The sequence below is a fragment of the Streptomyces sp. NPDC003038 genome (genome assembly GCF_040611115.1).
Classification (GTDB): Bacteria; Actinomycetota; Actinomycetes; order Streptomycetales; family Streptomycetaceae; genus Streptomyces.
Map to the genome: position 1 here is coordinate 69,951 of NZ_JBEXNN010000002.1, position 13,010 is coordinate 82,960.

Genomic DNA, 13,010 nt, shown 5'->3' on the forward strand with positions numbered 1-13,010 from the left:
ACGGTGCTCCGGGCCGTGCGGGCGCAGACGTGGGACGATGGCCGGGTGATGCCCGGTGTACGGAGGGGGAGTTCGGTGACTGGTGTACGCAAGGGCCTGGCCAAGGTGGAGGTCGCGCTGCGGTGGGATCCCAGCCGCGCCGGTACGCCCGCGCACGACCTCGACATCGTCGTCGCGGTCTACGGCGCGGCGGATCTCCACGGGCAGCCGGTCTACCTCGTTCACTTCGGCAGCCGGTCTCCCGACGGGACCATCACGCTCAACCGGGACAGCCACACCGGTCAGGGCTTCGGCTTCGACGAGGTGATGACGCTCGAACTCGACCGGATGGCGCCGGAGTTGCGGCGGGTGGTGGTGGGTGTCGTCATCCAGGACGCCGGCGCCGGAGCGGGCGCGGACGGTACGAGGACCTTCGCCGACATCGACGGCACGGGGGTCCGGATCCGCGAGGGCCACACCGACCTCGCCCAGACCGGCTTCGAGTCCATCCCGGCCGCCACCGCGGCCACGGTCGCCGAGTTCACCCGCGACGCGTCGGGCGGATGGGCGCTGAAGGCGGAGCTGCACGGCTTCGACGTCGGCCCGGAGGAGTTCGCCCGGTCCATGGGCGCCGTCCGGTCCTGACCGCGAGAGCGGTCGGCGGTCGGACCGGACGGCGCCCGTGGACGGACGGCGTCACGAGCAGGTGGCGCCGTCCGCCGGGACCTTCCCGTCGATCAGGAACTCGTCGACGGTCTTGGTCGCGCAGCTGTTGACCCCGTAGGTTCCGTGGCCCTCGCCCTTGACCGTCAGGCCGATGCCCACGCCCTTGCCGAGGGCGTCCGCCATCCGGCGGGCGCCCTCGACCGGCGTGGCCGGGTCACCCGTGTTGCCGATGACGACGATCGGCGCGGCGCCCGGGGCGCTCACCTCGGGCTTGGCCCGCTCACCCTGCACGGGCCAGTCCTGGCAGCCGGTGGTCAGATCCTCCGCGGTGAGGTCTCCGAAGACGGGTGAGGCCTTGCGGAATTCGGGGAGCAGGGCCGCGGCCTGCTCGGCGGTGATCCGGGTGTTGTCGTCGGCGCAGCTGATGGCTCCCTGGGCGCCGGTGGAGCTGTCGTAACGGCCCTTCTCGTCCCGGCCGTTCATGGAGTCGGCGTACGCGAGGAGGAGATTCCCCGTGCCGTTCAGCTGCACTTCGCCGATCCCCTGCACCAGGTGGTCCCAGCTCTCCTCGCTGTAGAGCGTGGCGATCATGCCGCTGCGCGCCTGCCCGGCGGTGAGTTTGCGGCCGCTGTCCGTCGCGGCGGGCTTCTTCTCCAGCTGATCCAGCATGGCGTTGATGCGCTTGACGCCGCTCGCCGCGTCCGGCCCGGTCGGACAGTTGGCGGCGTACTCCTTCACGCAGAACCGCATGGCGTGCTCAAGGGCCAGCTGGAAGCCCTTGAGCTGGCCGAGGCGCTGCTGGACGGTGTCCTGGGTGGGGTCGACGACGGCGTCGAAGACGGTACGGCCGACGTTCTTCGGGAAGAGGTGGGCGTAGACCCCACCCAGCTCCGTGCCGTAGGAGATGCCGAAGTAGTTGAGCTTCTGATCGCCGAGCACTTGGCGCATGAGGTCCAGGTCGCGGGCGGCGTTGGCGGTGCCGACGTGTGGAAGGATCTTCGCGGAGTTCTTCCGGCAGCCGTCGGCGAACCTCTTCCAGCTCTCCGTGGTGTTGTCCGAGGCGTTCAGTTCGTCCATCGTCTTGTCGTCGACGCACGAGACACCAGCGCTGTCGCCCACACCGCGCGGATCGAAACTCACCAGGTCGTACGCGGAGTTCAGCTTCTTGTAGTCCTTCGCGGCGAGCTGGGGGAGGGTCTTCACGCCCGAGGCGCCGGGGCCGCCGAAGTTGTAGACGAGGGATCCGATGCGCTTGCCCCGATCGGTGGCCTTCTTGCGGATCAGGGCCAGGTCGATGGTCTCGCCGGCCGGCTTGCCGTAGTCGAGCGGAGCCTTCATGGCGGCGCACTCCCATCCGGCTCCGGGGGCTTCGCCGCCGCCCTGGGCGACCGAGGGGGCGGGGCAGGCTGCCCAGGCGAGCTGCTGGCCGGTGAGGGCGGCGGGCAGGGCGACGGCGGAGGGGCTCGCGGTGGCCGAGCCGGCCGGGTTCTCGCCCTTCTCGGCGCCGTCCTTCTCGTCGCCGCTGCCGCATCCGGCGAGGGCGGCGGCCGTCAGGAGTGCCGCAGCGGCGAATGCCGCGGAACGGGCCGGCCGTATGAAGTGGGACATGTGTGGTGCTCCTGGGGTCCTGCGGGCAGGGGACGTAACGGGCCTCGGCGGCGACGCGGCGACGCGGCCAGGCGGTCGAGCACGAGACCCGACGGAACCGTACAGGGGCGGAGGGAGGTATTCCGGAGCCGGTACCCGACTCGGTGTCCCGCACGGACCGGGCGGCGGCCGCTCCCTCGGGGAGAGGCCGCCACCCGGTCCGGGTGGCGCGCTGCCGCCGTCCCCACGAGGCAGCGCGGGCAGGCAGCCGTCCGGTCATCGGGGACGGCGGCCCGCCGGTTCAGGGGGCCTGCGGCGGTGCCAGGCCGAGGGCCGGGAGCAGGGACACGTCGACGAACCGGACCAGGTAGTCGGCGTCGGCGTACCGCCCCTCCAAGACCGGCCGGATCCGGAGCACACCCATCAACTGCGCCGGCAGGAATTCCACGGCGGGATGGTCCGCGGCGATCTCGCCCCGGGCCACGGCCCGACGCACCATCACGTCGAACGCCGCCAGCTCCGGCTCGACCAGCGCCTCCCGCAGCGCGGCCTGCAACTCCTCGTCACTGAGCACGGCGTGCCCGAGGGCCTGCGTGAGCCGGGTGTCGCGCCCCGACGTGCCGGCGGCGATCCGGGCCGCCTCGCGCAGGTCGCCCGCCAACGTGCCGGTGTCCACCGCGACGAGCGTGCCCCGGCGGCCCGCCCGCAGGGCGGCGGCGACGAGCTGCGGCTTGGTCTTCCACTGCCGGTAGAGCGTGGACTTGCCGCAACTGGCCCGGGCTGCCACACCCTCCATGGTCAGAGCCTCGTAGCCGTGCTCGCGCAGCTGCTCCAGAACGGCGTCGTAGAACTCCTGCTCGCGCTCCGGGGTGATCTTGGAGCGGCGCGCGGTGCTCGGCGTCGACGTCATGGGGTGCGGCTCTCCTTGAGGTTCCTCGGCGGGGGTCTCCAGGACCCGAGTGTACGGGAACGCGAGCGTATCGGTACAGCGGCGTATCGATACGCTGATGTATCGATACACTGGCGTGTCGATGCCTGCGGGGCCCCGACCAAGCCGCTGCCGCGCTCCGCGTACAGGAAGAGAGACCAGGGGGATGACCTCCCACACCACACCTGCCGGACGGGAGGACGGGTCGGCTGCCGACCCGCCCGCGCCGCCGTCCCCGGCACCGGGGCGCCGGGCCGCGCGCCGCCGCCTCATACGGGAGCTGCTGCTCGTCGCTGCCCTGTTCACCGCCTACAAGGCGGGACGGATGCTCTCGACGGGCCGCACCGACGAGGCCTTCCGCAACGCCGCCCGGGTATGGGACGCCGAGCGCACCCTGCGCTTGCCGGGCGAAGGAGCGATACAGCGGCTGCTGCTGCACGGGGACGCCCTCGTCCACACCGCGAACACGTACTACGCGGGCGTCCACTTCCCCGCCACCGCACTCTTCCTGGTCTGGCTCTACGTCCGGCGCCCCGGCCATTACCTGTGGGCACGCCGGGTCCTCGCCGTGGTCACGGGAGCCGCCCTCGCCCTGCACCTCGCCTTCCCCCTCGCGCCTCCGCGGATGCTCGGCGCCGCGCATCTGGTCGACACCGGCCAGGTCTACGGCCCCACCGTCTACCGGGCCGCGCCGGCCGCCGACACCCTGGCCAACCAGTTCGCCGCGATGCCCTCACTGCACTTCGGCTGGGCCCTGATGCTCGCGCTCGGCATGATCGCTGCCACCCCCGCTCAGACTCCGCCCGGGGGGACCCCCACGCGCTGGCGCGTGCTGTGGCTGCTGCACCCGTTGCTGACCCTGCTCGTGGTCGTCGGCACGGCGAACCACTACTGGCTCGACGCGATCGTGGCGGCCGTCCTGCTCGGGGCGGCGCTGCTGGTGGTCCCGCGACCGGGCGCTACGGCGACGGCCACGGCCACGGCCACTGGTGCCGGTGCCGATTCCGGTGTGGGTGCCGACGCCGGGGACGCCGCCGGTGCTGTTACCGGGGACGCCGCCGGTGTACGCCGACAGCCGCGCCCACGCCGTGCACCGGCGGACGTGGGGGCCGGGCGATGAACGCCACCGCGCTCGCCGTCTTGCTGTGCCTCGCCTCGGCCGTGGCCTACGCGGCCGCGGCCGTCGCCCAGGAACGGCTCGCCCGCGCCGCCGCCGCCCGCAGCGCCAAGGCCCTGCTCGGCTCCGGCGCCTGGTGGTGGTCGGCCGGGCTGAACGCCGCCGCCGCGCTGCTGCACGCCGGGGCCCTGAGGTACGGGCCGCTCACTCTGGTCCAGCCGCTCGGCGCGCTCACCCTCGTGGCCGCCGTACCGCTCGGCGCACGCGGAGCCGGCCGACGGGTGGCGGCCACCGAGTGGCGGGGGACCCTGGCCACCGTCGCCGGGCTCGGGCTGCTGCTGCTCCCGGCATCCGGCCCGGCGCCGGACGACACCCTCACCCTGGCCGAGGCGCTCCTCGTCTCCGGAGCGACGGCCGCCGTGATCCTGCTGCTGACCGCCGCCAAGGACCCGCGCTCGGGGCTGCGGCACGCGACGGCGTCCGGAGTGGCCTCCGCGGCCGCCTCCGCCCTGACCCAGACGGTGGCCGTGGCGGGCGGACGCGGCGGAGCCCTGCTCAGCGTCCGGGTCGCCGTGGTGGCCCTGCTCGTCGTGGTCTTCGCGGTCGGCGGGATGCTCCTGTCACAGCGGGCGTACCGGGGCGGGCTCGGTGCCCCGCTGGCCGTGGTCAACCTGGCCAATCCGCTGGCGGCGGCCGCCATCGGAATGATCCTGCTCGGCGAACGCCTCCAGGGCGGCGCGGCGGGCGTGCTGCTGGCGGTGGCCGGAGCCGTCGCGGCGGCGCGCGGGGTGCTGCTGCTGACCCGGACGCCGGCGGCGTCGGTGCCGTCCGCCGCTGATGCCGCCGCCGCTGCCGTGGGGTCCGTGGGGTCGGTGGGATCCGCCGCGGCGGTCAGCCGGGTGGCAGCATGAGCCGCATGGCTGACGGATCGTCTCTCGGCGCGGTCGCGCTGCTGCGGACCCGTCACCGCTGACCGACCGCCGATCGTGCCCAGTCGGGTCGCCCACAGAACCGAATCGGCCCCGGCCGCGTCCTCCGTGGAGAACGTCTGCACGAACGAAACGGAGTGACGGGGCATGGGGATCATCGGCTGGATCATCCTGGGGCTGCTGGCCGGAGGGATCGCCAAGGTCCTGCTGCCCGGCCGTGATCCCGGCGGCCTGATCGGCACCACCCTCATCGGCGTCGCCGGAGCCTTCATCGGCGGCTGGCTCTCGGCGAAGCTCCTGGACCGGCCGATCCAGACGGAGTTCTTCGACATGGCCACCTGGGGCTCCGCCATCGCGGGCTCACTGGTGCTGCTGATCGGCTACCGGATCCTGTTCGGCAATTCGCGCGACTGAGCACGGCGGAGCACGACGGAACGTTCGACACCGGGACGGGGGACGAGGCATGAGCAGGCGCGCCTACGTGGCACGGGGCGTGCCCGGCGGTTACCGCATCTGGAAGACCCGGGGCGGCCGATGGTGGGGCGACCTCTACGAGCTCTGCCCCGACGATCTGCTCGCCGAACTGAACGGCGAGGCGGACCCCGAGAAGATCACGGCCCTGCTCAAGCGGTACCGCGCCCTGAAGCGCTGACTCGTGTCCCCGCGGGATCGCCGGGCATCCCGGCGGGGGGGCGAGATCAGGCCAAGCCCGGACCCGGACCCCTGGCGGCGCCCGAGCCCGCCGGGTTTCACTGCGGGTCCATGAGACGACACGGACGACACAGGTTCATGGGCCTGATCGGCGCGCTGACCCTCGCCGCCGCGACCCTGGCCGGCGCGGCGGGACCCGCGACCGCCGCCGCCCCCGGGGCGGCCCGCGCAACGGGCGACGGACCGGCCCCGCCCGCCGAGTTCGGCACCGACTGGCACGACCCCCTCACCGCGGCCCCGCCCGTCGCCCGGCCAGCGACCCGGTCCTGCCGGGTCACCCTCGCCGAGGCGCAGTTCCGCGACTTCACCCCCTACCGGGGGAGCTACCTGCCGCCCACGGGCTGCGGCTCCGAGGGCTGGGCCAAGGTGGTGCTGCGCCTCGACGGCAAGGTCAAGGGCCGCCAGTACGACCGCCTCGGACACCTCTCCCTCGGCGGCGTCGAGATCCTCCGCACCTCCACCCCCCAGCCCTCGCCCGACGGCATCACCTGGTCCGTCGAGAAGGACGTCACCCGCTACCGCGACACGCTCGCCCGTCCGCAGCCCGTCGAGATGCTCATCGGCAACGTCGTCAACGACACCTACACCGGGGTCATCGACGTCAAGGTCACCCTCACCTTCTACGCCGCCGAGGGTGCCACCGGACCCGCCGCGACCCCGGACCGCGTCCTCGCGCTCACCTCCCCGGACGTCACCACCCCGCGCAACACCGAGCGGCTCCTCGCCGAGGTGTACGCCACGGGTTCGGGCGGCGGCTGCGAGGAGTACTGGTACCTGACCACCCCGGTCGCGGCCCCGTACTCCTGCAAGGCGTACGACGGCCCGTACCGCGAGGTGCGCATCTCCGTGGACGGCCGGCTCGCCGGCCTCGCCGCGCCCTTCCCCACCGTCTGGACCGGCGGCTGGTCCAACCCCTTCCTGTGGTACGTCACCCCCGGCCCCCGCGCCTTCGACGTACAGCCGGTCCTCTACGACCTGACCCCCTTCGCCGCCCTGCTCAACGACGGGCTCCCGCACCGGATCGAGGTGTCCGTCGCCGGCGTGCCGGCCGGGCAGAGCGGCTGGAGCACCCCCACCAACCTGCTGCTGTGGCTGGACGAGGCCCGCGACGTCGTCACCGGCGCCCTGACCCGCCACGAGGCGAGCGAACCGACGGGCTTCTCCCGCTGGACGCCCGCCGCGCCCGGGGCCGAACACCGACTGGACACCGAGGGCGGTCACCGGCTGACCGTTGCCGGGCACCTGGACACCTCCCACGGCCGGATCACCACCACCGTCACCCGCGCCGTGCGGAACACCTCTCTCCACCGCTGGACCGACGGGGAGAACCGCGACGCGCTCACCGCCACCTGGACCGACGAGGAAAGCGTGACCCGGGGGACCACCACCACCCGCACGGCGCGCACCTACACGATGGACGGCGAGACCACCCTCGGCGCCGACGACCGGCTGCGCACCGTCCTCTCGCTCGGCGACGGGGCGGACACCGTCACCCTGCGCGGAGGCCGGAGCGTCGACCGGTCCCGGCTCGACGACCGGTACACGGGCGATGCCACTTACACGGCGAACGTCCCGCGCGACCAGCGGCACGCGGTCGGCGCCACGTCCTCCCGCTACCGGCTGTACGGCTCCGAGGCCGTGGGGGGATGTTATGACCGTACGGTGGCCACCGTGCAGGGAACGGTCACGGTGGACCGCCGCCGCTGCTGAGCCCGGCGCCCCCGGGCGCCGTCGGCAGGCGCCGGGCGGCAGGGGCATGGTGTGGAGCGTCTGCGACGTCGTGGGCGCGCCCCATCCACCGAGGGGCTGCGCGCGGGGCGGGAAACCGGCCCGTGGCACGCGGCTGTCATGCTGATCTCCGTACGTACGCGTCGAAGAGCCCCGAGGGAGCACGACCACCATGCCCAGTTGGCGCAGCACACTGACCGCGGGTGGGATATCGGGACCACGACTGCGGGACGACTACACCTGCGCCGCCCGCCGGGTGCTGCGCCGCGAGCCCGCCCCGTATCTCGCCCTGCGCCTGCTCGCCGCGCCGCCCCTGGTGCCCCAACTCGCCGCGGGCCTCGCGTTCATGAACCTGGTCGACGACGTGGCCGAGGCGGGCACCGCACCCCAACGGATCGCCGGGCTGGCCGCGCTGGCCGAGCGCGTGGACGAGGCGCTGACGTCCGGGGACAGCCCCGACCCGCTGCTGCGCGCCTACGCCCACGCCGTGACGTCCCGCGGGCTGCCCGTCCAGTGGATCTCCCGGTTCCTCGACGGGGCCTCCACCGTTGAGGCGGGCTTCGACGGCTTCGCCACCGAGGCGGACTTCCAGGGTTACCTCGACGCCTACGCCTGGCCGGGGGTGCTGGTCTTCACCGGCCTCCAGTACCAGGGCGGGCCCACCGCCGAACAGGCCGCGGGGTGGCGGCGGTTCGTCGATGCCGCCCAGCGCGTCGACTTCCTCGCCGACCTCGCCGGGGACCTCGCGGAGGGCCGGCTCTGCATCCCCCGCGACCGCCTCGCAGAGCACTCCGTGACCCGAGCCGACCTGGAACAGGCCCGTGACACCGGGGCGGTACGGGCGCTCCTCTCCGCAGAGACGCGACGTGCCCGGACCGCCCTCGACTCGGCCCTGGACGGCGCCGGCACCGCCGGCATCCTCGCACTCGCCGAGCCGGGGCTGCGGCCCGTCATCACCACGATGGTGGAGCTGATGTCGCACCAGCTGACCGCCGTGGAGCGTGCGGGCGCCGACGCCCTGCGCCGAGACGTCGGCTACGGGGTGGCGGCGCCCCTGCGCATCCTGGTCCGGGCCAGGATGGGTTCTAGTAGGGCCCGTTGACGTTGTCGATGGAGCCGTAGCGGGCGGCCGCGTAGTTGCAGGCGGCGGTGATGTTGGCGACCGGGTCGTAGGAGTTCTGCGAGGTGCCGGGCACGTGGTAGGCACGGAAGGTCGGGTCGATGACCTGGAGCAGGCCTTTGGACGGGACGCCGTTCTTGGCGTTGATGTCCCAGTTGTTGATCGCCATCGGATTGCCCGAGGACTCCCGCATCACATTGCGGTGAATTCCGTTGTAGGTGCCGGGAATCCCGTGCTTGGCCATGACGGCGAGCGACTCGCGGATCCAGCCGTCGAGATTGTTCGCATAGGTGGTGGTGCTCGCCGCGGCGGTCTTCGCCTGGGTGCCGAGGGTCAGCTTGAGGCCGGGCCGAATGATCGACGGGTTGTCACCGACGATGCTGCGGTTCGCCTCGTAGAGCTGCTTCCAGCCGCCGCTGACGGAATGCTCCGCCGCGATGTGGGAAAGCGTGTCACCGGTGACCACGGAATAGGTGGTGGGCGCGGCGGCCTTGGTGACGGTCTTGGCGGCGGCCTTGTATGCCGTCGGCGCGGCGGTGGTCTCCGCCGCCCCGGCGGTGGTCGCGCTGATCAGCGGGAGGGCGAGGGCCGCGCTACCGGTGCCCGCGAGGGCCAGCCTGCGGGTGATCGGGTGGTGCTTCGGCCGACGGTGCTTACCCTTTGCAGGCATGGCGGAATTCCTCACGTGGGGGGACGGGAGAGCCCGGGCGGCGGCCTGATTCGGCAGTTGGCCGCCGGGAACGAGGGTGACCGTAAGCGAGTGCGAGGGGCCTGAACAAGGCCGGAATTCCGGCGGGAGATCGACTTCCCGCTATCGGGGATGTAAATGACCATGGTGACGCCTTCTGGGTAATAGCCGATTCCCTTTCCGGGAAAAGGAATCGGCCTCTCGAACGGAAATGATGTTGACCTCGTCGGCGTGACTCACATCACGACGGGACGGCCCTGGGGTCAATACGGGCAAGTCCCCGCTCGGCATGCCTCATTCGGGCGACTGGGGCGTTGCTGGCGAATCGCCCATGAGGGGTGCTTTCCGGCGCGCTCCTCAGCCCGCGCGTCTGCTCGTCCCCTTGCCTCGTCCCCTTGCCCCCGTCCCCTTGCCCGCCGGGGTGCCCGGTCGGGCCGCTGTGCTCAGGCGGGCTCCGCGAGCTCCGCCAGTCGCTCCAGCGTGTCCGCCACCGCCCCTCGGGAGGCCGGCAGCAGGGGAAGCCGTACATCGGGAGTGGGGATCCTGCCCCGCGCGTGCAGCACCCCCTTGATGACCGACGGGCTGGGTTCGGCGAAGGCCGCCGCCGACAGCCTGGCCAGCGCGTGCCCCAGCGTCCGTGCCCGCGGCGCGTCGCCCGCCCGCCAGGCCGCGCCGAGCTCCACGAACCGGGCCGTCGCCAGATGCGCCGAGGCCAGGATCCCGCCCGCCGCGCCCATCGCCAGCAGCGGCGAAAGGTACACGTCGTCGCCCGCCAGCACGTCGAACCCGTCCGGCGGATCCGCCAGCAGCGCCACCGTGTCCTGGTCGATGCGGCCGCCCGCGTACTTCACCCCGGCCACCCCCGCGAGCGATCCGAGTGCCCGCAGCGCGCTCACGTCCAGGGGCTGCCCGGTGCGGTACGGGATGTGATAGACGATCAGCGGTACGGGGCTGACCTCGGCAAGCCGCGCGAAGTGTGCCAGCACCCCCGCCGCCGAGGGCCGTACGAACGAGGGGACGGTCACCAGCGCCGCCCGCGCCTGCGGCCACCGCGTCAGCCGTGCCAGCGAAGCCTCGGCCGCCCGGGTTCCGCTCGCCCCGGCGCCGACGGTCAGCGGTGCCCCGCGCTCCCGGCAGACCCGGGCGCAGACATCGCCGACGAGGTCGCGCTCCGCCTCGTCGAGCGTGGCCGTCTCGGCGGTGGTGCCGAGGGCGACGATCCCGGCGGCGCCCGCGTCCAGCACCTCGTGGGCGAGCGCTTCCAGGGCATCGGCGGCGATGTCCCCGTTCCGGGTGAAGGGGGTGATGAGCGGTACGTGGATCCCGTGCAGGGAGAGTTCGTGTGCCATGCGTCGAGCCTCGCCCGGCCGACCCGTCATATCCACGCGAGGCCGGCCTGCCGCTGTTGGAGCGCACCGGCCGCAGGGTCCGGCTCACCCCGGCGGGGCTGAACCTGGTCCGGCACGCCGAGGCCGTCCTCGAACGGCTCGAACAGGCGGACGCCGACCTCGCGGAGGCCCGCAGCGGGCCGGCCGGCGCCCTGCGGATCGGGGCCTTCCCCACCGCGACCCGGGCCATCGTCCCGGCCGCCCTCGTCGCCCTGGCCCGCCGTCACCCCGCCCTGGAGCCGATGGTGTCGGAGACCGACCCGGCGGCGGTCGCGCACGCCCTGCGGGCCGGGGACCTGGACGTGGCCCTGGTCCACGAGTACGACTTCGTACCGGCGGCGCAGGAGCCGGGGCTGGCCGCCGAGCCGCTGTACGAGGAGGCGATGTACCTGGCCGCGCCCACGGATCACGCCGCCGCGGCGGGTCCCGCCGCCGACGGCGACCAGGGGGCGGTCCTCCGTACGCACGCGGACGCCCCCTGGATCACGGCCAGCCCCGGCACCCTCTGCCACGCCATGACCGTACGGGCCTGCCAGGCGGCCGGCTTCACGCCGAGGATCCGGCACCCGGTCGACGAGTTCGCCACCGTGCTCGCCCTGGTCGCGGCCGGCCAGGGGGTGGCCGTCGTACCGCAGCTCGGGATCGGTGAGCACACCGGTCCGGGCGTCGAACTGACCCGCCTGCTCATGCAGCGCCGTACCAACTTCGCCTTCCGCAGGGGAGCCGGTGCCCACCCGGCCGTGGCGGCCTTCGGCGTGGCCCTGCGGGCGGCCGTACCGCCTGAACTGGCCGGATCGCACGCCAGGGAGTGACATAACTCCCGTACGCGGGCGCCGAGCCGTGTACGTTCGGGTCGGAGCCGACGAGAGCGGAGTACGACGTGACGCATCGCGTACGAGGGGTCATCGCCCGGAGCAAGGGCGCCCCGGTGGAGACGACGACGATCCTCGTGCCCGACCCGGGGCCCGGCGAGGCGCTCGTACGGGTCCAGGCGTGCGGGGTCTGCCACACCGACCTGCACTACCGCGAGGGCGGCATCAACGACGGGTTCCCCTTCCTGCTCGGCCACGAGGCCGCCGGGGTCGTCGAATCGGTCGGCCCGGACGTCACCTCGGTCGCGCCCGGCGACTTCGTCGTCCTCAACTGGCGTGCGGTGTGCGGAACCTGCCGGGCGTGCAGGCGCGGACGCCCCTGGTACTGCTTCGCCACGCACAACGCCACCCAGCCCATGACACTGGAGGACGGCACTCCGCTCTCGCCGGCGCTGGGCATCGGCGCCTTCGCCGAGAAGACCCTCGTGGCGGCCGGCCAGTGCACCAAGGTGGACCCGGCCGCCTCGCCGGCCGCCGCCGGACTCCTCGGCTGTGGAGTGATGGCCGGCCTCGGCGCCGCCCTGCACACGGGCAACGTCGGGCGGGGCGACTCCGTCGCCGTCATCGGCTGCGGGGGAGTGGGCAACGCGGCGGTCGCAGGCGCCCGGCTGGCGGGCGCCTCCAGGATCATCGCCGTGGACCTGGACGACCGGAAGCTGGAGTGGGCCCGGGGGCTGGGCGCCACGCACACCGTCAACGCCCGCACGCAGGACGTGGTCGAGGCCGTCCAGGGCCTGACGGGCGGAAACGGCGCGGACGTGGTCATCGACGCCGTGGGCCGCCCGGAGACCTACCGCCAGGCGTTCTACGCGCGCGACCTCGCCGGGACCGTGGTCCTGGTCGGCGTGCCCACGCCGGAGATGAAGCTCGAACTCCCGCTCCTCGACGTCTTCGGCCGCGGCGGCGCCCTCAAGTCCTCCTGGTACGGGGACTGCCTGCCCGAGCGGGACTTCCCCCTGCTCATCGACCTCTACCTCCAGGGCCGCCTGGACCTCGACGCCTTCGTCTCCGAGACCATCCCCCTCGACGGGGTGGAGACCGCATTCGCGCGGATGGAACGCGGCGAGGTGCTCCGTTCGGTCGTCGCGTTCTGACCCGTCGACCTCCGGCCCCGGCTGACCCGCTGCCCGCGGGCCGCTGACCGTCCTGACCGCGTGCCCCACCGCCGGGCGCGCGGCTCACCTGTAAGCCCCGGGCCGCTTCGGTACCCCGTACTAGACTCGGCCGACCGCCACATCCGTACCCCGTCCGTACCCCGTCCGTGACCCGGCCGGGGCGCGTGCCACCGCACCTCTCA

At 73.4% G+C, this 13,010-nt stretch carries 13 protein-coding genes; 9 read left to right on the forward strand and 4 right to left on the reverse strand.

Annotated features, from left to right (window positions below; translation table 11 throughout):
- Positions 1-75: 75 nt before the first annotated feature.
- Positions 76-624, forward strand: a complete 549-nt coding sequence (locus ABZX75_RS02970; protein ID WP_355407165.1) for a TerD family protein — start codon at positions 76-78, stop codon at positions 622-624.
- Positions 625-675: 51 nt separating this feature from the next.
- Here ABZX75_RS02970 and ABZX75_RS02975 read toward each other — a convergent pair whose 3' ends face one another.
- Both ABZX75_RS02975 and ABZX75_RS02980 read right to left on the reverse strand, forming a co-directional pair.
- Positions 676-2,253, reverse strand: coding sequence for an alpha/beta hydrolase (locus ABZX75_RS02975; RefSeq protein ID WP_355407167.1), 1,578 nt, complete (start codon positions 2,251-2,253; stop codon positions 676-678).
- 280 nt (positions 2,254-2,533) lie between these two features.
- On the reverse strand, positions 2,534-3,142 hold the full coding sequence (locus ABZX75_RS02980) for a TetR/AcrR family transcriptional regulator (protein ID WP_355407169.1): 609 nt from the start codon (positions 3,140-3,142) through the stop codon (positions 2,534-2,536).
- Between the two features lie 184 nt (positions 3,143-3,326).
- Between ABZX75_RS02980 and ABZX75_RS02985 the strand changes: the two genes are divergently transcribed.
- From ABZX75_RS02985 to ABZX75_RS03010, 6 genes are all read left to right on the forward strand, one after another.
- On the forward strand, positions 3,327-4,280 hold the full coding sequence (locus tag ABZX75_RS02985; protein ID WP_355407171.1) for a phosphatase PAP2 family protein: 954 nt from the start codon (positions 3,327-3,329) through the stop codon (positions 4,278-4,280).
- On the forward strand, positions 4,277-5,188 hold the full coding sequence (locus tag ABZX75_RS02990) for a hypothetical protein (RefSeq protein ID WP_355407173.1): 912 nt from the start codon (positions 4,277-4,279) through the stop codon (positions 5,186-5,188). Before ABZX75_RS02985 ends, ABZX75_RS02990 begins: the two co-directional genes overlap by 4 nt.
- A gap of 165 nt (positions 5,189-5,353) precedes the next feature.
- Positions 5,354-5,620: a GlsB/YeaQ/YmgE family stress response membrane protein gene (locus ABZX75_RS02995; RefSeq protein WP_355407175.1), complete on the forward strand. Its 267-nt coding sequence runs from the start codon at positions 5,354-5,356 to the stop codon at positions 5,618-5,620.
- A 49-nt stretch (positions 5,621-5,669) separates the two neighbouring features.
- A complete protein-coding gene (locus ABZX75_RS03000; protein WP_355407177.1) occupies positions 5,670-5,858 on the forward strand; it encodes a hypothetical protein in 189 nt (62 codons plus the stop codon).
- Between the two features lie 110 nt (positions 5,859-5,968).
- Positions 5,969-7,627: a peptide-N4-asparagine amidase gene (locus tag ABZX75_RS03005; RefSeq protein WP_355407179.1), complete on the forward strand. Its 1,659-nt coding sequence runs from the start codon at positions 5,969-5,971 to the stop codon at positions 7,625-7,627.
- 190 nt (positions 7,628-7,817) lie between these two features.
- The gene (locus ABZX75_RS03010; protein ID WP_355407181.1) at positions 7,818-8,747 is read left to right on the forward strand and encodes a squalene/phytoene synthase family protein; all 930 of its coding nucleotides are present in this window, start codon (positions 7,818-7,820) and stop codon (positions 8,745-8,747) included.
- On the opposite strand, the gene ABZX75_RS03015 is transcribed toward ABZX75_RS03010, so the two are convergent.
- Both ABZX75_RS03015 and ABZX75_RS03020 read right to left on the reverse strand, forming a co-directional pair.
- A complete protein-coding gene (locus ABZX75_RS03015) occupies positions 8,731-9,435 on the reverse strand; it encodes a LysM peptidoglycan-binding domain-containing protein (RefSeq protein WP_355407183.1) in 705 nt (234 codons plus the stop codon). The two genes, ABZX75_RS03010 and ABZX75_RS03015, sit on opposite strands and share 17 nt — an antisense overlap.
- 461 nt (positions 9,436-9,896) lie before the next feature.
- Complete coding sequence (locus ABZX75_RS03020; protein ID WP_355407185.1) at positions 9,897-10,802, reverse strand: dihydrodipicolinate synthase family protein; 906 nt, start codon at positions 10,800-10,802, stop codon at positions 9,897-9,899.
- Here ABZX75_RS03020 and ABZX75_RS03025 point away from each other — a divergent pair.
- Positions 10,796-11,653: a LysR substrate-binding domain-containing protein gene (locus ABZX75_RS03025; RefSeq protein ID WP_355407187.1), complete on the forward strand. Its 858-nt coding sequence runs from the start codon at positions 10,796-10,798 to the stop codon at positions 11,651-11,653. The genes ABZX75_RS03020 and ABZX75_RS03025 overlap by 7 nt on opposite strands.
- A 68-nt stretch (positions 11,654-11,721) precedes the next feature.
- The gene (locus ABZX75_RS03030) at positions 11,722-12,807 is read left to right on the forward strand and encodes an S-(hydroxymethyl)mycothiol dehydrogenase (protein WP_355407189.1); all 1,086 of its coding nucleotides are present in this window, start codon (positions 11,722-11,724) and stop codon (positions 12,805-12,807) included.
- The last annotated feature ends 203 nt before the right edge of the window (positions 12,808-13,010 follow it).

Bases quoted from the DNA above. Each gene is read 5' to 3' on its own strand.
- ABZX75_RS03015 (WP_355407183.1), bottom strand. From the start codon at position 9,435: ATGCCTGCAAAGGGTAAGCACCGTCGGCCGAAGCACCACCCGATCACC.
- ABZX75_RS03000 (WP_355407177.1), top strand. From the start codon at position 5,670: ATGAGCAGGCGCGCCTACGTGGCACGGGGCGTGCCCGGCGGTTACCGC.
- ABZX75_RS02980 (WP_355407169.1), bottom strand. From the start codon at position 3,142: ATGACGTCGACGCCGAGCACCGCGCGCCGCTCCAAGATCACCCCGGAG.
- ABZX75_RS02995 (WP_355407175.1), top strand. From the start codon at position 5,354: ATGGGGATCATCGGCTGGATCATCCTGGGGCTGCTGGCCGGAGGGATC.
- ABZX75_RS02975 (WP_355407167.1), bottom strand. From the start codon at position 2,253: ATGTCCCACTTCATACGGCCGGCCCGTTCCGCGGCATTCGCCGCTGCG.
- ABZX75_RS03020 (WP_355407185.1), bottom strand. From the start codon at position 10,802: ATGGCACACGAACTCTCCCTGCACGGGATCCACGTACCGCTCATCACC.
- ABZX75_RS03005 (WP_355407179.1), top strand. From the start codon at position 5,969: ATGAGACGACACGGACGACACAGGTTCATGGGCCTGATCGGCGCGCTG.
- ABZX75_RS02985 (WP_355407171.1), top strand. From the start codon at position 3,327: ATGACCTCCCACACCACACCTGCCGGACGGGAGGACGGGTCGGCTGCC.
- ABZX75_RS03010 (WP_355407181.1), top strand. From the start codon at position 7,818: ATGCCCAGTTGGCGCAGCACACTGACCGCGGGTGGGATATCGGGACCA.
- ABZX75_RS02990 (WP_355407173.1), top strand. From the start codon at position 4,277: ATGAACGCCACCGCGCTCGCCGTCTTGCTGTGCCTCGCCTCGGCCGTG.